19 protein-coding genes are annotated in these 21,414 nt (G+C 37.0%); 9 read left to right on the top strand and 10 right to left on the bottom strand.

Annotated elements, in window-relative coordinates:
- Positions 1-127: 127 nt before the first annotated feature.
- The gene (locus tag LK994_RS04970; protein ID WP_229761787.1) at positions 128-904 is read right to left on the bottom strand and encodes an inositol monophosphatase family protein; all 777 of its coding nucleotides are present in this window, start codon (positions 902-904) and stop codon (positions 128-130) included.
- Between the two features lie 119 nt (positions 905-1,023).
- On the opposite strand from LK994_RS04970, the gene LK994_RS04965 reads away from it, so the two are divergent.
- Both LK994_RS04965 and LK994_RS04960 read left to right on the top strand, forming a co-directional pair.
- Entirely contained in the window at positions 1,024-2,454 is a 1,431-nt protein-coding gene (locus tag LK994_RS04965; RefSeq protein WP_229761786.1) for an FAD-binding oxidoreductase, read from the top strand.
- A 283-nt stretch (positions 2,455-2,737) separates the two neighbouring features.
- Complete coding sequence (locus LK994_RS04960) at positions 2,738-3,619, top strand: glycosyltransferase family 2 protein (protein ID WP_229761785.1); 882 nt, start codon at positions 2,738-2,740, stop codon at positions 3,617-3,619.
- Between the two features lie 59 nt (positions 3,620-3,678).
- Here the strand turns inward: LK994_RS04960 and recA are convergent, their stop codons facing one another.
- Positions 3,679-4,698 (bottom strand): recombinase RecA, encoded by a 1,020-nt coding sequence (gene recA, locus LK994_RS04955; protein WP_229761784.1) that lies wholly within the window; start codon positions 4,696-4,698, stop codon positions 3,679-3,681.
- 299 nt (positions 4,699-4,997) lie between these two features.
- Between recA and LK994_RS04950 the strand changes: the two genes are divergently transcribed.
- Positions 4,998-5,495: a hypothetical protein gene (locus LK994_RS04950; RefSeq protein WP_229761783.1), complete on the top strand. Its 498-nt coding sequence runs from the start codon at positions 4,998-5,000 to the stop codon at positions 5,493-5,495.
- 18 nt (positions 5,496-5,513) lie between these two features.
- Here the strand turns inward: LK994_RS04950 and LK994_RS04945 are convergent, their stop codons facing one another.
- Entirely contained in the window at positions 5,514-6,872 is a 1,359-nt protein-coding gene (locus tag LK994_RS04945) for a PQQ-dependent sugar dehydrogenase (RefSeq protein WP_229761782.1), read from the bottom strand.
- 76 nt (positions 6,873-6,948) lie between these two features.
- Positions 6,949-7,722, bottom strand: a complete 774-nt coding sequence (locus LK994_RS04940; protein WP_229761781.1) for an SGNH/GDSL hydrolase family protein — start codon at positions 7,720-7,722, stop codon at positions 6,949-6,951.
- A 70-nt stretch (positions 7,723-7,792) separates the two neighbouring features.
- Here LK994_RS04940 and LK994_RS04935 point away from each other — a divergent pair, with 70 nt between their 5' ends.
- A complete protein-coding gene (locus tag LK994_RS04935; RefSeq protein ID WP_229761780.1) occupies positions 7,793-10,120 on the top strand; it encodes an ATP-dependent helicase in 2,328 nt (775 codons plus the stop codon).
- A 155-nt stretch (positions 10,121-10,275) separates the two neighbouring features.
- Here LK994_RS04935 and LK994_RS04930 read toward each other — a convergent pair whose 3' ends face one another.
- Positions 10,276-11,073 carry a hypothetical protein gene (locus LK994_RS04930; RefSeq protein WP_229761779.1) on the bottom strand — a complete coding sequence of 266 codons (798 nt, stop codon included), beginning with the start codon at positions 11,071-11,073 and terminating at the stop codon, positions 10,276-10,278.
- A gap of 165 nt (positions 11,074-11,238) precedes the next feature.
- Between LK994_RS04930 and LK994_RS04925 the strand changes: the two genes are divergently transcribed.
- From LK994_RS04925 to LK994_RS04905, 5 genes are all read left to right on the top strand, one after another.
- Positions 11,239-11,838 (top strand): NifU family protein, encoded by a 600-nt coding sequence (locus tag LK994_RS04925; protein WP_229761778.1) that lies wholly within the window; start codon positions 11,239-11,241, stop codon positions 11,836-11,838.
- An 87-nt stretch (positions 11,839-11,925) separates the two neighbouring features.
- Positions 11,926-12,090: a DUF2891 domain-containing protein gene (locus LK994_RS04920; RefSeq protein ID WP_229761777.1), complete on the top strand. Its 165-nt coding sequence runs from the start codon at positions 11,926-11,928 to the stop codon at positions 12,088-12,090.
- Between the two features lie 3 nt (positions 12,091-12,093).
- Entirely contained in the window at positions 12,094-12,726 is a 633-nt protein-coding gene (gene pnuC, locus LK994_RS04915) for a nicotinamide riboside transporter PnuC (RefSeq protein WP_229761776.1), read from the top strand.
- A gap of 11 nt (positions 12,727-12,737) precedes the next feature.
- Entirely contained in the window at positions 12,738-13,289 is a 552-nt protein-coding gene (locus tag LK994_RS04910; RefSeq protein WP_229761775.1) for a DNA-3-methyladenine glycosylase I, read from the top strand.
- 2 nt (positions 13,290-13,291) lie between these two features.
- A complete protein-coding gene (locus LK994_RS04905) occupies positions 13,292-13,846 on the top strand; it encodes an AAA family ATPase (protein WP_229761774.1) in 555 nt (184 codons plus the stop codon).
- A 25-nt stretch (positions 13,847-13,871) separates the two neighbouring features.
- Here the strand turns inward: LK994_RS04905 and corA are convergent, their stop codons facing one another.
- From corA to gcvT, 5 genes are all read right to left on the bottom strand, one after another.
- Positions 13,872-14,963 carry a magnesium/cobalt transporter CorA gene (gene corA, locus LK994_RS04900; protein ID WP_229761773.1) on the bottom strand — a complete coding sequence of 364 codons (1,092 nt, stop codon included), beginning with the start codon at positions 14,961-14,963 and terminating at the stop codon, positions 13,872-13,874.
- 91 nt (positions 14,964-15,054) lie between these two features.
- A complete protein-coding gene (locus LK994_RS04895) occupies positions 15,055-18,810 on the bottom strand; it encodes a DEAD/DEAH box helicase (RefSeq protein WP_229761772.1) in 3,756 nt (1,251 codons plus the stop codon).
- A 250-nt stretch (positions 18,811-19,060) separates the two neighbouring features.
- The gene (locus LK994_RS04890; protein ID WP_229761771.1) at positions 19,061-19,792 is read right to left on the bottom strand and encodes a 2-phosphosulfolactate phosphatase; all 732 of its coding nucleotides are present in this window, start codon (positions 19,790-19,792) and stop codon (positions 19,061-19,063) included.
- 22 nt (positions 19,793-19,814) lie between these two features.
- On the bottom strand, positions 19,815-20,288 hold the full coding sequence (locus tag LK994_RS04885; RefSeq protein WP_229761770.1) for an SRPBCC family protein: 474 nt from the start codon (positions 20,286-20,288) through the stop codon (positions 19,815-19,817).
- A gap of 14 nt (positions 20,289-20,302) precedes the next feature.
- Positions 20,303-21,388, bottom strand: coding sequence for a glycine cleavage system aminomethyltransferase GcvT (gene gcvT, locus LK994_RS04880; protein ID WP_229761769.1), 1,086 nt, complete (start codon positions 21,386-21,388; stop codon positions 20,303-20,305).
- Between the last annotated feature and the right edge of the window lie 26 nt (positions 21,389-21,414).

Below are 21,414 nucleotides of genomic sequence, written 5' to 3'. Positions count from 1 at the left end.
TTTAGTGATTCTTGATCTATGGTTTTATCAAATTCAAAGGTTTTTTATTATAAAAATTCATGCTGACTTGTTAATCCCAGATGCTTCCGATAAAAGAAATCGTAAATCCGACATCTCAAATCGTATATCAAATACTTCCTCCATTTATCACCGCCAACAACTCATCATGTACTTTACCATTAGAAGCAACAATCTTTTTCTGATAAGGAGAATAGGGGTTGCCTTCCATATCTGTTACTTTTCCTCCGGCTTCTTTCACCATTAAAAATCCGGCAGCACTGTCCCATGCATTCAAGCTATGTTCAAAGAAAGCGTCGAATCTGCCCGCAGCCACCCAACACAGATCTATTGCGGCACTTCCTAATCGACGAACGGGTACTCCTTTCCTGATGAACTTCTCAAACACCTCTAACGGACCGTTCGGCATATCTAAGTATGAATATGGAAATCCTGTAACCATGCAGCATTTCACTAATTCTGTTTTATTGCTAACCGATATCTTTTTATCATTCAGTGATGCCCCAAAACCTTTTTGGGCAAAATAAAATTCATTCATCAATGGATTATATACAGCTCCCATCACCACTTTGCCATTATGCTCCAATCCTATGCTTACACAGCAAATAGGTATCCCATTTGCAAAATTCACCGTACCATCAATAGGATCTATGATCCATTTGTATTCGCTATCCATCTTGATCTCTCCTGCTTCTTCGCTTAAAATAAAATGACTGGGGTAATCTTCCTTAATTACATCTATAATTGCTTTTTCTGCTGCATGATCTGCTTCAGTAACCAGATTATTCATTCCTTCTTTATTCGAAACCTTAAATTCTCCGTTAAAAAATCTTTGTAATTCTCTGGCACCAGCTTCTGTTGCTTTTAATAGTGTAGATTTTATCATGGCGCAAAGATACAGAAACGAAAAATGTGATAAATAAAGACCAGTATGTATTAAAGATAATTTTTACATTTTACCATTTTCTTATGGCTAGCCGTAGTATATTTAGTATTATAATTTTTATGTCAAAAAAATATCATCGTAAAGATTTTCTGAAACTGGCATTACTTACTAATGCTGCCATCTACGCAAAACCAATACAGTCTTTTGCTGAAAATTTTTTGCCCAAGGATATATTGCTTTCGGATAAAAATGTCGATTATTTTAAAAAAGGAGATCCGCAATATGAAATATTAAGAAGTGGGTTCAACAAAAGAATCGACAAGTACCCTGCTATCATTGCACTATGCAAAAATACACAAGGAGTTGTAGAAGCGATGGCGTATGCGGTAAAAGCCAATTTAGCGGTTACGGTAAAAAGTGGCGGCCACTGCATGGAAGGATTTAGTTGTAACAATGGCGGTATGGTGATCAATCTCTCTCTTTTAAGCACTGTTGAATGGGTCAACAATGAAACCATTAAAGTAGGGCCGGGTTGCACTCTTTCAAAATTATACGATAGTATTTTACCAAAAGGAAAAATCATTCCCGGAGGATCCTGTGGTGGCGTGGGTATAGGTGGATTAACCCTGGGCGGCGGGTATGGCTTGTTGAGTCGTCAGTTTGGATTAGCCTGTGATAGCTTGGTGGGTGTTACAATGGTAGATGGAAAGGGTGTTGTACGATATTCTTCCAACGACAAAGAGTTATTGTGGGCCTGCAGGGGTGGTGGTAATGGTAATTTTGGTGTGATCACTGAAATGACATTCAGGGTACATAAAGCTCCGGCTACCTTACAGAGTATGCGTTTTAAAGCATTCAACGTAAATGCAGAAAGGGCCAACAAAATTCTGGAAACCTGGTTTACCCTTAGCGCTAAACTACCTAAATCCTGTTTCTCCGCTTATGTGTTAAATGGCAAGACTGTATATATCTTATTAACCAATACAGAGAAATACAGCGGAGACGCTTTGAATTTTATACAATCAATTACTACTATAACCGATAAGGTTACAAGAAATTTACCTCAACCTATTGCTAAAGCCTTGAAAGTTTTCTATGGACAAAAGGGACCCGTTGCTTTTAAAAATGCTTCGGCGGGTTTGTATAAAGATTTTACCGAGATCAAAAATTTTATTCCAAAAGTATTGGCGAAAGTAATTGCCACTCCTCGTATGATCTACCAGGTAAATACCTTGGGAGGAAATATTCAATTGCCTGAACTAGCAACTACTGCTGCATTTCCGCACAGAGCCAGCACTTATTTTTCAGAATTGCAAACGTATTGGGAAGATCCGAAAAAGGCAGCTCAATTAATGGAGAGCTTTGAAACCGTACAAAAAATATTTCAGGATAATGGCATTACTACGCAGTACCGCAACTATCCCGACATTAATTTCAAGCACTGGGATAAATTATATTATGGCGATAATTATCGCAGATTACAAACTATAAAAAATATATACGATCCTCAAAATATTATCAGAAGTGAACAAAGCATACAACCAGCATAGAAGTGTATCAGTTTGAAAATATAACATAATGTAGAATTACTAAAATTGAGTTTACAGTACTATCCTCAACAGATTAGGAACTAATCAGGGAACTTACCGACAAAGGGTCTGTAATCCTTTGTCGACGGCTTTTTTGGTTGCTTTTTTTCCGCAAATAAAGTAACAAGAGCTTTTTTGAATCTGTTAGGACATTTTCGTAGATCTTAAACTGATACAACATCTTATACAATTCTATTTTGAATACTGCTATAAAAATTCGTATTTCGTGTGTAAATAATACTACTTGCAATTATCCATCATCATAGTAAATTATAATGTAAAGCTATTGCTGGCGCAATGCCTCGATGCTGTATTAAAAGCATGCGCCAATATAAACGCAGAGATATTTGTAGTAGATAATAATTCTACTGATGGCAGTAAAGATTTTTTTACCGGTAAATTCCCATCAGTACAATTTATCTGGAACAATTCGAATGTCGGCTTTGCTAAAGCAAATAATATTGCTTTAAAAAGAGCCACCGGCGAATACATCTTATTTTTAAACCCTGATACCATTATCCCGGAAGATAGTCTGCATAAATGCATTGCTTTCAGCAAAACAAAACCAACACTTGGTGGACTCGGCGTACATATGGTTGATGGTAATGGAAATTTTTTAAAAGAAAGTAAAAGAGCTTTCCCTTCACCGCTTACTTCATTTTTTAAGTTAATGGGATTAGCTAATTTATTCCCGCATTCAAAAATATTTGCAAAATATCATCTGGGTTATTTAGATGAACACAGTAACCATGAAGTAGATGTATTGTGTGGCGCATTCATGTTTCATCCTAAAAAAGTACTGGATAAAGTGGGCAGTTTTGATGAGCAGTTTTTTATGTATGGCGAAGATGTAGACCTTAGCTATCGCATTCAAAAGGCTGGATACAAAAATTATTATTTTGCTGAAACATCTATCATTCACTTTAAAGGTGAGAGTACAAAAAGAGGCGACCTAAATTATGTAAAACATTTTTACGGCGCCATGAGCATTTTTGTAAAAAAACATTACGGCGGCGGAAAGTACAGGCTGTTCAGTATTTTTATTCACGTGGCAATTTGGCTAAGAGCTGTGCCAACGGCAATAAATAGTTTCTTTAAAAAGTTATCCTTCTCAAAAAGCAAATAAAAAAGCCACTCCTCCCGAAGTGGCTCTATATAGTAGTTACTAACCCAACTATAATTTTTTTATACCGCAGCCATCTCTGCAATTTTGGCTCTTATCTTTCCTTCTATTTCTTTTGCCATTTCAGGATTGTCTAACAATAATTGTTTTACTGAATCTCTACCCTGACCTAACTTGTTGGCATCATAACTAAACCAGCTACCACTTTTTTGTACAATACCTAATTCAACACCCATATCAATTATTTCTCCGGTTTTAGAAATACCTTCTCCAAAAATGATATCGAACTCTGCATTACGGAAAGGTGGTGCTACTTTATTTTTTACCACTTTCACTTTTACTCTGTTTCCGATTGCTTCGTCGCCGTCTTTGATCTGTGCCATTCTACGAATATCCAATCTTACAGAAGCATAGAATTTTAATGCATTACCACCGGTGGTTGTTTCGGGGTTGCCAAACATTACACCAATTTTTTCTCTCAACTGATTAATGAATATGCAACAACAATTTGTTTTTGAAATAGTAGCTGTCAGCTTACGCAATGCCTGGCTCATCAGTCTTGCCTGTAAGCCCATTTTGCTATCTCCCATTTCACCTTCCAGTTCGCTTTTTGGAACCAATGCCGCTACTGAATCTATTACTACCACATCCAATGCGCCTGATAAAATCAATCTATCGGCAATTTCCAAAGCCTGTTCTCCATAATCCGGCTGAGAGATCAATAGATTATCAATATCTACTCCCAGTTTTTGTGCATATGCACTATCAAAAGCATGCTCTGCATCTATAAATGCACACATACCACCTTTCTTTTGTGCTTCAGCAATTACATGTGTTGCAATAGTTGTTTTACCACTACTTTCCGGACCATAAATTTCTACTACCCTTCCTTTTGGCAAACCGCCTATGCCCAATGCCACATCTAATCCCAATGATCCTGTTGATATTACTTCCTGTTCTAAATGGGGTTTATCTCCCATCATCATTACCGATCCTTTACCAAAGTCTTTATCAATTTTATCAATTGTTAACTTCAGTGCTTTGAATTTTTCTGATTTCTCTAAATTTTCTGTGTTTGCCATGTCTTTGTTTTTTAAAGTGATGTATCTGGTTTTGCGTTGTAAATTTAAACTCGACTTCAAAGATAATAGTTTTTTTTATACACACTAATTTTTTTAGTATTTTTTTAGTAAAATTTTTAGTTTTTGATAAATTATTGATTTTCTGCTTGAAATAACTGGCAAAAAGCCGCAAGTGCAATCTTTGCAGACATACAAAATAAAAAGTTATTCATGTTTCTATATTAAATAATTGTTACCCCCTTTAGGAGCGTTGTATTTTCCGAAAAAACATTCTACCTTATGGCTATAAATTGATGCTTATGAAATGGGTTTTAGTCAACAACCACCATTCCCCCTTACAGGAATATCACCTGATGGACGAAGAAACCTGCAGAGTAGTCATTAAGTACAATCCCCGACAACATTCAGCACGTATTACCTGTGGTATTCATCAACGGCTTTTCTTTATTGAAACTACCGGTTCATTAAAACAAAAAACGGTCTTTACCAATGAATACGGCCTGGAAATAGGAAGTCTTACACCTGATAGTTTTACAGGAGGTAACGGATTGGTTACAATAAATGAAAAGAAATACAATTATTCGTTGAATAATAATCCGTTGGCAGAATTGATCATATATGATAAAGACATGTCTGAACCGCTGGTGAGTTGCGGATTGGAAACATCTAATAGCATTACAAAAATTGCATTATCAAATAATACTGACAGCTCTGATAACAGTTGCCTTTTGCTAGGCTTATGCTGGTATTTATTTTTACCCGTTGTAAAAGAAAATGTAGCAGAGTATGCTGCCTAAATGTTACAGGCATTTACATTATTGAATTGTAAGATCTCCGATTATTCTGAATTTTTTATTGGGCCTTATTTCCAGTGTGGCACCAGAAGAAATTATTTGAGTAGTCCCTGTGTCCAACACACATTCCCCGTTTGCAAGAGGATCAATGGTAATTTTTGACCCTGCCGGTAAGCTTAAAGGAGGTATTTTATTATTACTCCAGTTGGCGGCGTTTGTCCAGCTTCCGCTTCCGGTAAAAACGTAATTAACAGCACCGCTTGCGGTTATCCTGTATACGCTGTTTGCAAATAACGATACTGCATACAATTCGCCGTTTTCTGTTTCACCAAAATCTACAATACCGTTTGGGAGCAACACTTGTTTTGTTGTTGTTGCTGTACGGGTAAGTGAATTATACTTTATCAAATAAAAAGTATCAGAAAAAAAATCGGCTGCTACATAGTAGCCATAAAGATCCAGGTATGTTGCACCTCTGTATACGGTACCTCCCGTAACGGCCGCACTGGGGTCTTGCGTAGGATAGGTATACACAGGAAAAGTATAATTGGAAATATTACCACAACCCGATGTATTGTAAACACTATTCCCTTCATAACAACGCCAGCCATAGTTTATCCCTCTTATGGAGTCTGCCGGACGATAATCAATTTCTTCAAATGAACCTTGCCCTACATCGCCTATCCACATATCATACGTTAATCTGTCAAAACTCCATCTGAACGGGTTTCTTAATCCATAAGCAACCACTTCATTTGCAAAAGGGTTTTCTGCATTTGCAGTAGTATCATAGTAAGGGGCAATGTTGGTAGTATCAACTTTAAAACGCAAAATTTTTCCTAGCAAAACGGATGTATTCTGTGCATTGTTAGGTTGATCGCCTCCTCCACCGCCATCACCCGTAGATAGATACAAAGAACCATCTTTACCAAAATGAAGTTCTCCGCCATTGTGGTTTTGATTAACAGGATGTGGGATCGTTTTTAAAATAACTTTAGAAGCAGCATTAGCAATATTTGGGTTATTGCTTACCCTATATCGTGCCAACTCAAGATCGCCAATACTATTGGTATAATAAACATAGAAGAATCCATTATGCTCGTAATCAGGATGAAAAGCCATGCTTAACAACCCTCGTTCATCATTGCTTGTGATATTTGTTACCGTAACAAAAACCCCAATAGAATCATAATCCTTTGTGTATACTTGTATTTTTCCTGCTTTTTGTACAATGTAGATCTTGCCGCTACCATCGCTTGCATTTACCAATTGCATGGGGCTGCTTAGATTCTTTATTACCTGCGTAAGAGATAAAATGGGTTGGGCTACTGCTGAAAAGGCAATGCACAAGAGAAGAGATAGTATTGATGCCGGTTTCATTTTATCGCAGTTACTTTTTTACTTCTTATTGAAGCTATTATTCCAGCAGCTAAAATGATACCAACTAACCAATCGGTCAGTTTTTTAATGCATTCTTTATTATAGGCGCCAACCAAACAGCCCATTTAGCATACTCTTTTCCAGAAGGATGCAATCCGTCATCAGCAATTAAACTTCTATCTGTAGATGCCATTCTTGTAGATGTAGTCACATCAAGATAAGCAACCCCTTTAGCCAGGGAGATCTCTTTATTGATGGCATTGAATGCATCTATTTCCATTGCAATTTTCATTTTATCAGCCCTTTCTGCATAAGGTGTTACGCTGTAATCCGGGATAGATAACACTATTACATGTTTGCTATTGTTATTGGCAAATTGTATGGCTTTATTGAGTAAGGTGGTAAACTCTCTTTGATATTGGCTCTGACTAAGCCCCTGGTACTGATTGTTTACTCCTATCAATAAAGTAACTATATCATAGGTGCTTTTTAAAGGAGGGCTGGTGTTGATCCTGCTCAAAAGATTGGAGGTAGTCCATCCCGTTTGTGCTATTATTTCCGGAGCATACAATTGTATGCTGTCATTAAATAATAATTGCGTTGCTTGAACCGGATACCGTTCTGCTACCTGCACAGCTTGTCCGATCGTATACGAATCTCCTAAAGCTAAATAAGAGAAGATCGTATCCTTTTTAGCAGGCGTTGTTATCGTAGTATCGTTGGTAATATCCATAGGGGGCGCTACAACATTTTGCTTCTCACAGGAGAAAAAAACATTCATTAACAGCAAAGATAATATGCGGAGCATAAATACATTAACGAAAATAACATGTAAAAGGTTTGGTTGCATGGCGCTGATATTTTGCAAAATATTTCTTCACAGTCTTCAACCTCCGTTGCTCTATTCGTAACTTCGCCCCATGTTGAGTTATTTAGATGAATTGAATGAACCGCAAAAAGAAGCGGTATTACATAAAGACGGCCCTATCATCATCATTGCCGGCGCCGGTAGCGGAAAAACAAAGGTACTGACCACTCGTATTGCTCATCTGATGGGGTATCATGGAATAGATGCATTTAATATTCTGGCACTTACATTTACCAACAAAGCGGCAAAAGAAATGAAGGAAAGGGTAGAAAGAGTATTGGGTAACAGCGAAGCAAGAAACTTATACATTGGTACTTTTCACAGCGTATTTGCAAGAATATTAAGAGCTGAAGCCAATAAGCTTGGATATCCAAACAATTTTACCATCTATGATACAGATGATGCCAAAAGTGTAATAAAAACTGTTATCAACGAATTAGAACTTGACGACAAGCAATACAAACCGAATACAGTTTACAACAGGATATCTTCAGCTAAAAACAGTTTGATCAGTCCCGAAGAGTATGCCAAAGACTATTCCATTCAACAAGAGGATGCCAGGGCCAACCGACCTGCTACCGCACGTATTTACGATGCCTATGCAAAACGTTGTTTTAAGAATGGTGCCATGGATTTTGATGACTTGTTGATGAAAATGTACGTGTTACTGAAGAATTTTCCTGAAGCATTGAGTAAATATCAACGCAAGTTCAAGTATATTATGGTAGATGAGTACCAGGATACCAACACTTCCCAGTATGAGATAATGAAATTATTGGGAGCCATGCATGAAAATGTTTGTGTAGTGGGTGATGATGCTCAGAGTATTTACAGTTTCAGAGGTGCTACCATCGAAAACATTTTACAGTTTGAAAGAGATTATGATAATGTAAAAGTGGTCAAGCTGGAACAAAATTACCGCAGCACCAAAAGCATATTGAATGTAGCCAATGAAATTATCGGCAATAATAAAAATCAATTACCTAAAAAATTATGGACCGATAAAACAGATGGCGATAAAATTAAATTGGTACGCACCGCCACCGATAATGAAGAAGGGAAATTTGTAGCAGATACGATACAGGAAGAAAAATTACGCAATCATTTTTTTAATAATGAGTTCGCTATCTTATATCGTACCAATGCTCAAAGCCGGGCTTATGAAGAAAGCCTTCGGAGGATGAATATCCCTTACCGTATTTATGGCGGCTTATCTTTTTACCAACGCAAAGAGGTAAAAGATCTGATCGCTTACCTAAGAATAGTTGTAAACCCAAATGATGAAGAAGCTTTAAAACGTATCATCAATTATCCTACAAGAGGTATTGGTAAAACAACGATCGAACGGGCTGTACTGGCAGCCAATACAAATGGAGTAACGCTTTGGGAAGTGCTGGAAAAAGCTGCTATGTATGGATATAAAGCAGGGACACTGGAGGCCATTAACGACTTTGTTACAATGATCAAAATGTTTCAGAGCGAATTAGAGAAAAAGAATGCATACGACCTGGCTTTTTTAGTAGGTAAGAATTCCGGTGTGGTGAAAGAATTGTTTAACGACAAAACTACAGAAGGGTTAGCAAGATATGAGAATACGCAGGAGTTGTTAAACTCTATTAAAGAGTTCACTGAAACTCCAATGAATGAAGAAGACGGCGAAGTGGGAGATAAAAGTCTTGGTTCGTATTTGCAACAAATCACTTTACTAACGGACACAGATAACGATAAAGACGATGCCGATAGTGTAAAACTAATGACCATACATGCGGCAAAAGGGTTGGAGTTTAGCTGTGTGTTTGTTGGTGGATTGGAAGAAACGCTATTCCCAAGCGGTATGAGCATTAATACAAGAGAAGAACTGGAAGAAGAACGCCGGTTATTTTATGTAGCTATCACAAGGGCTAAGAAAAAATTATGGCTAACCTACGCCAATGCCCGTTATCGTTTTGGCCAGCTGCAACAAAATGAGCCCAGCCGTTTTATTGACGAAATGCCAGAGGAATACGTTGACAGAAGCTTTGCCGGCGGGGGTATCAGAAACCAATCATCTAATGGAGCAAGGCAGTGGGGCAACGCCACAGCTAATAATTATTGGGCAGCAAAAAAACCGGAAACACAAAGAACAGAAGACAAAAGCAAACCTGCTTATCTTGTTCCTACACGTCCACAAACAAAAGAACATACGCCTTCGGCAGATTTTACCGCCAGTGATACCAGTAATTTACAAGCAGGCCAAAAAGTAGAACATCAGAAATTTGGTTTTGGAGAAGTGTTGAAAATGGAAGGTGCTGCACATAATCCAATTGCAACAGTGAAGTTTGAATTGAATGGAGAAAAGAAGATCATGTTAAATTATGCAAAATTGAGGATTGTGGACTAGGGTTATTTCACAGAGAAATCTCATATATACAAAAGGGTTCAATTATTTTTGAACCCTTTTGTATATATAGCCTTTTAAAAAATTCAGCTTCGATCAATGATCATACTCTCTCTGTGAATCTCCGTCTTTTCTCTGCCCCCTTTTGTGATAATATATTATAGCGGTTTGCAATAATTCAACATCAACTCTATATTACCAAAAACCAACTCTTTACCATCTGCTTTATAGATCGGTAAATACCAACTATAGGTGCCCGCTACAACCTGCATTCCGGTTTTATAAATAGTAATGGTACAAGGCAACTCTTCCGTTTTTTCTTTTTGATAAACGGTGATCTCTCCTGTAAGGGTTGTTTCGTTTACCTTATTTTTTATTTTAAGATACTTGATAAGTATTGCCGGGGGTTTTACTTCGCCTGGTTTTGCCTGTCTTCTGTATACCATCCATTCTCCCATTAAATTTGCCGGATCATATTCGGTAACAGTTTTAAAAGTATCAATAGCGACTGCCAGGTTTCCTACTTTTTCAAACCAAAAATTATCTACCTTTTTAAATGTATGAATGAATTTTTCCTGATCATCCAATACTATTTCTGATTCTCCCACCGCTTTAATGGTGTATACATCTGCGGCAGCAAGTAAGGTATTGTCAACATCTATATCAGCATCCCCTTTAACATTTGGTTTGTTTCCTTCTCTTGTATCAACTTTATCCCCTTCGGTAAAATTCAGGTAAATGGTATCTTTTATGGATGCAGTTTTCCCTTTTAAAGTCTTTCGGGCCACTTCCTGCCATTTTCCCTGAAACTGCTCTAAAGTATAATCAGCTTTTTGGTCTCCCGGCTTTTGACCCCTCATTAAAGGAGTTGCTCCTTTTCGGATAACCTTTTGTGCATCAGCGTTAAATAGAGTAAACAACGGTACTGCTATGAGTGGTATATATTTTATTTTCATGATTGTAAGTTTTAGTACAAAATACGGCTTATAGTCGAAAAAACTAAGGATTTGGTTGTATAAATGCCGGTTAAAGAAATGTGAAAAGCAGTACCGGGGGTGTTTTCGTTTTTCGTAAACGTAATTCTCCTAATTGTTGTTAATTTTGCAATACAAACGTGAGTTATGATAAAAACAGGCAATACAATCATCAGCATTTATACAGAAATGACCCCAAACCCCGAAACAATGAAGTTTGTTGCAAACAAACTATTGTACCCGGGCAAGAGCATTGATTTTGCAGATGAAGCAAGTTCAGCACCATCGCCGTTGGCGCAGGAGTTATTTACATTCCCTTTCATCAGATCGGTTTTTATAGCAAGTAATTTTATTACACTTACTAAAACCAATGAAAGTGATAATTGGGATGATGTAATCCCTACCATTAAACAGTTTTTGAAAGAATACTTGGAAGATGGTAAACCTGTAGTAAACGAAGAAGCGGTTGCAGCAATGAAAACTGAAAGCAGTAATGAAGTTTCTGCAGATGATGATGATGTAGTAAAACGTATTAAAGAATTGTTGGAAAATTATGTAAAACCTGCAGTTGAAATGGATGGCGGTGCTATTCAGTTTAAAAGCTATGAAGCAGGCAGAGTAAATTTAATGTTACAAGGAAGTTGCAGTGGCTGCCCTTCTTCAATGATCACATTAAAAGCAGGTATTGAAGGTATGATGAAAAGAATGATACCTGAAGTAACAGAAGTTGTTGCAGAAGCAGAATAAGACTCTCTAATCCGCCGTGGCGGAGAATTAGAAAATACATACTTAAAACATCTCCGACAGAGATGTTTTTTTGTTTAATTTAGACAGATGAAAAATTCACTATTTGCTGTTTTGTGTTTACTCTTTTTTTCTGCAGCAGCACAAAAAAACAAATTCTATACAGCAAATGCCGATAGCACGAATTTTTCTCTGACACCTGAAGGCGGCGAACATTGGTTGGCAAGCTTTGCCGTTTATGCACTTTCAAATTAATTCATGACAATTACCGAGATATACCATCAGCTTATTGAAGGCATAAAAAATACAACCTGGGTAGAATTTCTGGCAGTTGTATTCGGCATAATCAGTGTCATATTTTCCAGAAGTGAAAATATCCTGGTTTATCCAACGGGCCTTGTTAACACGATCTTATACACTTACATGTGTTATGCCTGGTGGAATTTAAAAGGTGAGGCCAGCCTCAATTTATATTATACAGTAATGAGTATTTATGGTTGGTGGATGTGGAGTCGGCATAAAAAAAATTCTACCGAAAAGGAAATTCATATTACTGCATCCGATAAAAAAGAATGGTTGATCACCATTTTATTTTTTGCCGTTTGTTGGGCAGTGTTGTTTATTGTGTTGAAAAAATATACCGCTAGTAATGTGCCTATCGCCGATTCTTTTGCATCGGCATCTGCGTATACAGCCATGTGGTTGATGGCAAAAAAGAAAATAGAGAACTGGACATGGTGGACCATTACCAATACTGCTTCTATTCCTTTGTATTTTTACAAACATGCCGTATTTACAAGTTTTCAATACATTATATTTTTAATACTGGGAGTGATGGGATATATTGCCTGGAAAAAGAAAATAAAAGAGAATAGTTTATCTAATATGTAAAAAATAAATCGATGAGTTACTGCGATGCGATGAAATATATGAAAGCAGAAGACCTTGCTGTTCATAAAAAATATCATGACACACAATACGGTTTTCCAATTGAAGACGATAATGAGTTATTCTGCCGATTGATATTGGAGATCAATCAGGCGGGCTTAAGCTGGAGCACTATTTTGAAAAAAGAAGCAACTTTCAGAAAAGCATATCATCAATTCAACATTAAAAAAGTAGCTGCATATAAAGAAAAGGATATCGAACGCTTATTGAATGACGCCGGCATCATCCGTAATAAATTAAAAGTAAATGCAGCAATAGAAAATGCTAAAACCATTTTAGTATTGCAAAAGGAATTTGGATCATTTAAGAACTGGTTGGCGCATCATCACCCAAAATCAAAAGCAGAGTGGACCTTGCTATTTAAAAAAACTTTTCGTTTTACCGGAGGTGAAATTGTAAATGAATTTTTAATGAGTGCTGGTTATTTACCAGGAGCACATGATGAAAGTTGCCCAATACACAAGAAAGTATTGAAAGCAAAACCACATTGGAATAAGAAAAAATAATCATGATCAAAAAGATAGTTGTTATCGGCCCGGAGAGTACAGGTAAAAGTACATTGTGTGAGCAACTTGCAGCACATTACAAAACTGTGTGGGTAAGGGAATATGCAAGGGAATACTTGTTGGCTAATGGCACCAATTATACTTTTGAAAATTTACTAGATATCGCTAAGGGACAGGTTGCCGGAGAAGAAAGTGCAATGAGCAACGAGCAAGAGGCAATGGGCAATGGGCAATGGACAATGAACCATCAACTACTCTTCATCGATACAGATATGTATGTGATGAAAGTATGGTGTGAATTTGTTTTTGGAAAATGTCATAACTGGATACTTGATCAGATCACCGAAAGAAAATATGACCTCTACCTGCTTTGTAATGTAGATCTGCCATGGGTAAAAGATGAACTGAGAGAGTACCCTGATCTGGAAAGCAGAGAAAAACTGTATCATTTTTATAAAGACCTGATGGTAAATCAGGAAACGCCCTGGGTTGATATCAGTGGTAATTATGAAGAAAGATTGCAAAAAGCAATAAATGCAGTTGATACCATTTTGTGAGGAAGAGCTTTGAATCTGTGTTCTCCTAAAACCATCCTCTTCTTCTGAATGCCCTTATCATCACTATCGGAATAAAAAGCATCAAGGCTACAGAAATAAAGAATCCCCATTTGTTGTGCAATAAAGGTATCTGTTCAAAGTTCATCCCGAAAATACCTCCTATCACAGTAGCTGGTGCCAGCAAACACGTAACCACCGCCATCACTTTCATCACTTCATTCATCTTTAAATTTACATTATTCAGGTACAGATCATGTAAGTTCATCATCATATCACGATAGTTTTCACACAGATCATTTGCCTGAACTATATGATCATATACATCTTTAAAATATTTTTCTGTTCTTTCTTCTATCAATTCATTCTCACTTCTCAAAATACCATTCACCAGTTCTCTTACCGGGGCAATGCTTCTTTTAAGTACGATCATTTCTTTGCGTAAAATATTTATTTTGGCCAAACTCCTGGTATCTGCATTGCGTAAAATATCTTCTTCCAGTAATTCTATTTTCTCTCCAAACTTTTCCATCACTACAAAGTAATTATCTACGATCAGATCTATTAAAGAGTAAAATAAAAAATCAGCTTTATTCGCTCTTACTTTACTAAGATTGATCTTTAGTTTTTCTCTTAGCGGATTAAACACATCCCTCTGTGCATCTTCCTGAAAACTGATTACAAAATTTTTTCCTAATACAATACTGATCTGCTCACTTTCTATGGAAGAATCCTTTTCATTAAAATAAAGCATGTTCAACACACAAAATACCAGCCCTTCCATGTCATCCATTTTAGGCCTTTGCCCAATACTCAGAATATCTTCTATGATCAAATAATGTATGCCGTAATGATTGCAGATAGACTCTACATCCACTTTCCGCAATCCATCTACATTGATCCAAGTAACTTTTGGAGAGTCGATAAATGAAAAACAATCTGAAACTTTATCTAATTCCCTTACAGCAATATCATGTGCATCAAAATCGTACACAAAAATTTTGATCGCTTCCGGCTCTTCCCTGGATGGTACAACGGTAGGATTTACCTGTAATACTTTTTTAGTACGCAGTAACTCCAATGGATTTAGTAAATACGAAAGATATTTGTTACTTGGCATTTGTAAATAGAAGATAAATATAATATTAAGTTAAGCGTAAAAAATGAAAAGAAGGCCAATTTGTTTCCACTCATTCAACCGCTATTATATTTTAGCTGAACAGATATTCTACATCCGCCTTACTTAGCGCCTTCACAAAGCTGGTATCATCCGCAATTAACTCGCTAGCCAACTTACGCTTACGTTCCTGCAGTTGCAAAATTTTATCTTCGATCGTATCGATACAGATCATGCGATAAGCGAAAATATTTTTTGTTTGCCCGATACGATGCGTACGATCGATCGCCTGTTGCTCAACCGCCGGATTCCACCATGGGTCTACAATATATACGTAATCAGCGGCAGTAAGGTTAAGCCCAACACCACCAGCTTTTAATGAGATGAGGAATACCCTGCACTCATCATTATTCTGGAAATTCTCAATGGCTTTTTGTCTGTCGGTACTGCTGGTGCTACCATCAAAATATTCGAACGGTATATTTTGCTCTTTCAGTTTTTCTTTTATCAATGCAAGCATTCCTAAAAACTGAGAGAAGATTAAAGCTTTATGTTCTCCTATATTTTCAGATATCTCTCTGGCCAATTCATCTAATTTAATAGAATGGTTTGGATACTTTTCTTCTTCATTTAATATAGCCGGACTATCACATATCTGTCTCAACTTCATTAAGCCTTGTAAAATAGTGAGCTGTGATTTATCAATCCCTTGTTCATCAATTGTTCCCAATATCTTATCTCTATAACTATTTCGATAAGCATCATAAATTTTACGTTGCTCTTTCTCCATTTCACAGAATAAAATAGTTTCTGTTTTATCCGGCAAGTCTTTAGCCACTTGCTCTTTGGTACGTCTTAAAATAAATGGATATAATAATTTACGCAGATGTTCTTTCTGGTCTTTTTCTCCAAACTTATCAATAGGTGTAGCAAATTCATTTCTGAAAAACTCCATGGTTCCTAATAAACCCGGGTTAAGGAAATTCATCTGGGCAAAAATATCAAAAGTATTATTTTGTAGCGGCGTACCACTCATACACAACCTGTTCTTAGATACGATCAAACATGCAGCCTTGGTTACTTTAGATGCCGGGTTTTTAATTGCCTGACTTTCATCCAGTACCACATAATCATATAAAATTTTCATCAGCACCTGTATGTCACTGCGAAGCGTTCCGTAAGTAGTGATCACTACATTTACTTTTTGCAATTCTTCCACACTCCTTGTACGCATGCTGCCATGATGGATCTTGTATGTAAGCGAAGGGGTAAATTTCTTTATCTCGTTTTCCCAGTTGTAAATAAGTGTTGTAGGACAAACCACAATTGCTCTCAGATCTCCTTCCTGGGTTTTATAATGCTGCAACATGGTCAATGCCTGCACTGTTTTACCCAACCCCATGTCATCTGCTAAAATACCACCCCAACCCACGTCATTCAAATAATTAAGCCACTGGTATCCGGAAATCTGATACGGTCTTAATATCGGCTCTAAATTAGCAGGAGCAGGTATTTCAGGAATATTTTTAAACTCTCTTAAGCGTTCAAATTTTTCATCCAGTGCAAAACTCAATTCATTGGCAATCCGGTTATCATACAATTCGTCGATAACACTCATGTGGTATTTAGATAAACGCAGTTTATCATTTTTACCATCACCAACTTTAAATAATAAAGAATACCGTTGTAGCCACTCATCAGGTAATATCCCTAAAGTACCATCTCCCAATTGAACAAAAGATTGCTTGGCCGTCAACGCCTTTTTAATATCGTTTATACCTACACGTTGTCCTTCAAAATCTATTTCAACTTTCGCATCAAACCAATCCAACCCACTGCTTACATGAATATGTGTAGATGGACGGGCTGTATTGAATCTGAAATTTTTCAATGCCTCAAAACCAAATACAGGAACTTTCATTTCCTTCATCGCATCCACAAAAAGGAAGAACCAGTTATTGCGGAGAATATCTACTCCCTTTAATATTAAACCATTCCCATCCTGTGGCTGTATGAACTGAGAATGTAATGAAGATAACTTTTCAATGAATTGTTGCTCCGCTTCTTTATTTCTATGTACAATTAATATTTTATCGCCATCGGGAATAGTGATCGTTTCTTTATCATTCGCTCTTGTTTCAAATCCTTTGTAAGTAAATATCGGCTGAAACACCAGGTAGTCGCCCTTTTCCTGCAACATCAGCTTTATCTCAGGTTCTCCGCTTTTAATTTCTTTTACTAAAGATTTATCAAACTCTACCTTGTAATCTTTTGTCAATGGCATTATCAGCTTTTGCATCTGCGTTGCCCAGTTTTCTTTGCTGAGCTTCAGATTGCCATTTTTTAAAAACTTCTCTGCCTGCAAAACATCTTCTGCTTTTTGCCACAAATAAAAAGTATGATTATATAAAAACAGGATGCTGTTATTACATTCGTTATCGGTTATAGGTTGCGTTGCGCCGTTGATATTAAAGCGGCCCTGCAATTCAAAGTGTCCATTCTTAGCTGCAATTTTAAATTGCGGTGCAATGAATTTTTCATCAACAGCAGCCTCTACCAAATTTTCTGTAGTAAATGATTTCTTCTCTGGTAGGTAAAAAATAAATGGATTTCCGGCTTGCTCTTCAAATATTTTTTTCAATTTCGGATGCAGGTATTCTGCGATCAGCGATTTTGTTTCTTCCGGCAATTCATCTCCTTCAGTATGAATTATGTTTTCCCAAATACCACTGAAAGGCGAATTCCTGTTAAGGTATTTATTGATCTCAGAAGATTGCAGTTTGCGGATTTGTTGTAACAACATTTTATCCTCTTCGCTGTAAGATTCTGTATCTACATATTTTGTGAGATCAAGTTTTTCAACTTTCCCAACATAACTCTTTCCTTCATCATTCGTATCTCCCTGTATCGCATCTACGGTAAAATTTGGATAGACAGTAGCGTTGAAATTAAATACCAATCCAAGTTTTTTTGTAGCAACATTAACCTTGGGAGCCTCTGCCACAGCGGCTTCTGCTTTGCTCTGCATGTAAGCAGGTTTTTCTACAGGTGTCGGAGCTGTAACTCTTTTAATGGAAGTATCTAACACTTTTAAAAAGGGTTTCCCCTCTTTATAAATAAATTCAAACTTATTAGTAAGATCATCATCCAAGCTATACCCGTATATCTGCAGTAGTTTGTTTTTTTCTTTATCCCAATTGCGAATAGTATCAAAATAATAAGATCCGTAAGTATTCAACAACTGCAAAAACAAAACAGTTTTATGAATACACAATGGATGATCTTCTTCTGTGCATTTACAGGAAGTGTCAAAATTTCTTTCGTCATTTTTTTGAATCACTAAAGGAAAAACATCTCCATTCAATGTTAATTCTCCTTCTACTCTTTCATTAGCAGCTGATAATATTTTAACCTTGGTGGTTTCCAATATTTTTTCTGCTTCATCAAAAACTGCTACAGATGCCAGCAACCGCATTACTTTTACGTCGATGAATTTCATCTTGGCAACAGTATGGCGCTGGTTGTATTCAATGCGGTTCCCATTGAGCATATTTTTATCAATCAACTCCTGTAACTGCAAAAGAGCTGCTGCTTCATGCCTGCAGATATCGCCTAAATTATACGGACAGGTACACCTGATCGATAAAGATTTTGAATCGGTATATTTTTGAATATTTACTTTGTAATAAGTATTGTAGGTGTCGTCTTTAACACGAAAAGTTACTGCATTCAGCAACTCATCATGATCTGCCATTTCAACATATCCGGAGCCGAGAATCTTTTTACCTCTGCGAATTACTTCATCAGAGCCGGTATTATAAACGTATTTAATAAGGTGCGATAGAGCCAAGCGATGTACAATTTAAGCGTTACGATCTACGATTTATTGCCAATGTTCATCAATTTGTCAATTCCGACAAAGGCAATTTGCAAAAGTAACGTAAAATAACTGAGGGTTGAACAGAAAATGGAAACTTTGTGGAAAAAGTGATACCCCCTCCGCCCCTAAAGGGGGAACTGTTAAGAGAATGCGGATTACATCATTCTTTTACATTTAAAAAGGCTAAACAAAAGTAATAATCTAACGAAGGAAAGCCCCTTTAGGGGGCGGAGGGTGTTACCAGCTTTCCGTCTTCATACACCACCAACACATCGGCTGAATCCGGGGTTAAACAAAAACGGATATCTTCTATCAAACCAAACCTGTCTACCAGGCGATGATAGTGGGTAAGATTTGGAGCAAAGCCTATCAGGTCATTTTTATTTTGTTCGTAGAGAATATTTGCCATTAAAGAACTGTCGCAGTGAATGGTAAAGTTTTCTTTAATTCTGCTGATAACTGCCCCGGCAAATAAAGTATCTTCAATGTTGAAGCGATCTTTCCACCCGGCACAACCAAGCAAAACATTCTTATTTTTTCTCAGCAAATAATTACATACTGATGATAAATTAGGAAAAGAGCCTGTGATAATGGTATCAGCCTGTTTATCCAAAGCCATGTGTAATAGCTTGGTGCCATTGGTTGTTGTCAATACCAATGTTTTTCCTCCGATAAAATCAGGCGTATATTCTAATGGAGAGTTTCCGTGTTGCAGTCCTTCGGCTATTTGCCCATCTCTTTCACCGGCAGCAATACCACCTATTTTTTTACTGATGTCGATAGCTTTGGCCACTTCATCTACTGGTATTATACATTTTGCCCCATTACGCAATGCAGATGCGATGGTGGAGGTAGCCCTGAATACATCAATGATCACCACTATGCTATTACTCACATCGTATTGACTTAATAAAGCTGGTGAAAGACAGGTGTGTAATGTTGGTTTTTGCAAATTGTACTTTTTTGTAAAAATATTAATTTAATATGGCTTTCCACTTTTGAGTTTCGGCATATTCTTTAATGATATTATTGCGATTTATCAACAGCGTTTTTAAATAGTCGGTAAGATATAATTGGTTAAACAATTTGCCTATTTTACCATATGGGCTCTCAAATTCAAGTATATCAATCATTATAGTGCCATTATCGATGGCTTTAAAATGATGTTCGTGCTTATAGTTTTTAAAATCTCCCTTTATCATCTCATCACAAAAAAATTCATTGGAAGTCATTTTCGTTATTTGTGAAGTAAACAATCTTATTTTTAAAAGATGTTTTGCCCTCCAGGTAACGGTCTCTCCTTCATTGATCAACCCATTGGTAGTTCCGCCAACAGCTTCTTCGTGTGTGCCTGCTGTAGAAATTTTATGCAAATTGATGCTTCTGCTCAAATCAAATACTCTTTCTATAGGTGCGGCGATAAATGTTGTAAGATGAATGGTAGACATACAATTTTGCTGCTTTACACAAAAGGAACTTTTACCACTTTTGCCTTTAACAAAGTATTACGGATAGGAATATAGATCTCACTGTCAATGGCAGCATACTTAACATCTACATATCCCAACCCTATTGGCTTTCCGAGGGTAGGAGACTGTGTACCAGAGGTCACTTTTCCTATGGTATTTCCTTCAAAGTCTTTTATCATGTGATCATGACGGGCAATACCTCTCTCCAACAATTCAAAGCCAACGAGCTTTTTTGTAACACCTGCTGCTTTTTGTTTTTCAAAAAACGCTTTATTGGTAAACTCTTTATTGAATTTGGTGATCCATCCCAGGTCCGCTTCTAACGGTGATGTGGTATCATCGATATCATTGCCATATAAACAAAACCCTTTTTCTAAACGAAGAGTATCTCTTGCTCCTAAACCGATGGGCTTAATTCCATCTGCCGCCCCTGCTGCAAAAATGGCATCCCAAATTTTAGCTGCGTCATCTCCTTTATCTTCAAAATAAATTTCTACGCCTCCTGCTCCTGTATATCCTGTGGCGCTTATCAATACATTTTCTACTCCGGCAAATGTTCCTTTCGTAAATGTGTAATACGTTAAATTAAGGATATCCTTATCTGTTAGTGATTGCAAAATTTTACAGGCATTGGGACCTTGCACTGCCAGCAAACAAGTCTTGTCGCTGATATTATGCATTTCTACATTCCTATCATTATGCTTAGTGATCCAGTTCCAATCCTTTTCAATATTACTGGCATTTACCACCAACATATATGCCTTATTTTCTTCCAAACAATACACTAAAAGATCATCTACAATACCTCCTACATCATTAGGCAAACAACTATATTGAATTTTTCCGGCTGTTAATTTAGCCGCATCATTACTGGTTACTCTTTGGATCAGATCCAATGCATTTTCTCCTTTTAAAACAAATTCTCCCATATGGCTCACATCAAATACGCCGGCATTGTTCCGTACGGCAGCATGTTCATCATTAATGCCCGAATAACTGATAGGCATATTATATCCGGCAAACTCGGCCATTTTAGCGCCAAGGGCTATATGTTTTTCTGTAAAGGGAGTGTTTTTCATTATGTGTTTTTAAACGATGGAGGTGC

The sequence above is a fragment of the Ferruginibacter lapsinanis genome (assembly GCF_020783315.1).
GTDB classification, from domain to species: Bacteria; Bacteroidota; Bacteroidia; order Chitinophagales; family Chitinophagaceae; genus Ferruginibacter; species Ferruginibacter lapsinanis.
The sequence above is the reverse complement of the archived record's forward strand: the minus strand, read 5'-3'. Positions and strand labels throughout refer to the sequence as shown.

What these genes read in the sequence shown, in the direction of transcription:
- LK994_RS04970 (WP_229761787.1), bottom strand. Translation starts at nt 904, where the DNA reads ATGATAAAATCTACACTATTAAAAGCAACAGAAGCTGGTGCCAGAGAA.
- LK994_RS04965 (WP_229761786.1), top strand. Translation starts at nt 1,024, where the DNA reads ATGTCAAAAAAATATCATCGTAAAGATTTTCTGAAACTGGCATTACTT.
- recA (WP_229761784.1), bottom strand. Translation starts at nt 4,698, where the DNA reads ATGGCAAACACAGAAAATTTAGAGAAATCAGAAAAATTCAAAGCACTG.
- LK994_RS04950 (WP_229761783.1), top strand. Translation starts at nt 4,998, where the DNA reads ATGAAATGGGTTTTAGTCAACAACCACCATTCCCCCTTACAGGAATAT.
- LK994_RS04945 (WP_229761782.1), bottom strand. Translation starts at nt 6,872, where the DNA reads ATGAAACCGGCATCAATACTATCTCTTCTCTTGTGCATTGCCTTTTCA.
- LK994_RS04940 (WP_229761781.1), bottom strand. Translation starts at nt 7,722, where the DNA reads ATGCAACCAAACCTTTTACATGTTATTTTCGTTAATGTATTTATGCTC.
- LK994_RS04935 (WP_229761780.1), top strand. Translation starts at nt 7,793, where the DNA reads ATGTTGAGTTATTTAGATGAATTGAATGAACCGCAAAAAGAAGCGGTA.
- LK994_RS04930 (WP_229761779.1), bottom strand. Translation starts at nt 11,073, where the DNA reads ATGAAAATAAAATATATACCACTCATAGCAGTACCGTTGTTTACTCTA.
- LK994_RS04925 (WP_229761778.1), top strand. Translation starts at nt 11,239, where the DNA reads ATGATAAAAACAGGCAATACAATCATCAGCATTTATACAGAAATGACC.
- LK994_RS04920 (WP_229761777.1), top strand. Translation starts at nt 11,926, where the DNA reads ATGAAAAATTCACTATTTGCTGTTTTGTGTTTACTCTTTTTTTCTGCA.
- pnuC (WP_229761776.1), top strand. Translation starts at nt 12,094, where the DNA reads ATGACAATTACCGAGATATACCATCAGCTTATTGAAGGCATAAAAAAT.
- LK994_RS04910 (WP_229761775.1), top strand. Translation starts at nt 12,738, where the DNA reads ATGAGTTACTGCGATGCGATGAAATATATGAAAGCAGAAGACCTTGCT.
- LK994_RS04905 (WP_229761774.1), top strand. Translation starts at nt 13,292, where the DNA reads ATGATCAAAAAGATAGTTGTTATCGGCCCGGAGAGTACAGGTAAAAGT.
- corA (WP_229761773.1), bottom strand. Translation starts at nt 14,963, where the DNA reads ATGCCAAGTAACAAATATCTTTCGTATTTACTAAATCCATTGGAGTTA.
- LK994_RS04885 (WP_229761770.1), bottom strand. Translation starts at nt 20,288, where the DNA reads ATGTCTACCATTCATCTTACAACATTTATCGCCGCACCTATAGAAAGA.
- gcvT (WP_229761769.1), bottom strand. Translation starts at nt 21,388, where the DNA reads ATGAAAAACACTCCCTTTACAGAAAAACATATAGCCCTTGGCGCTAAA.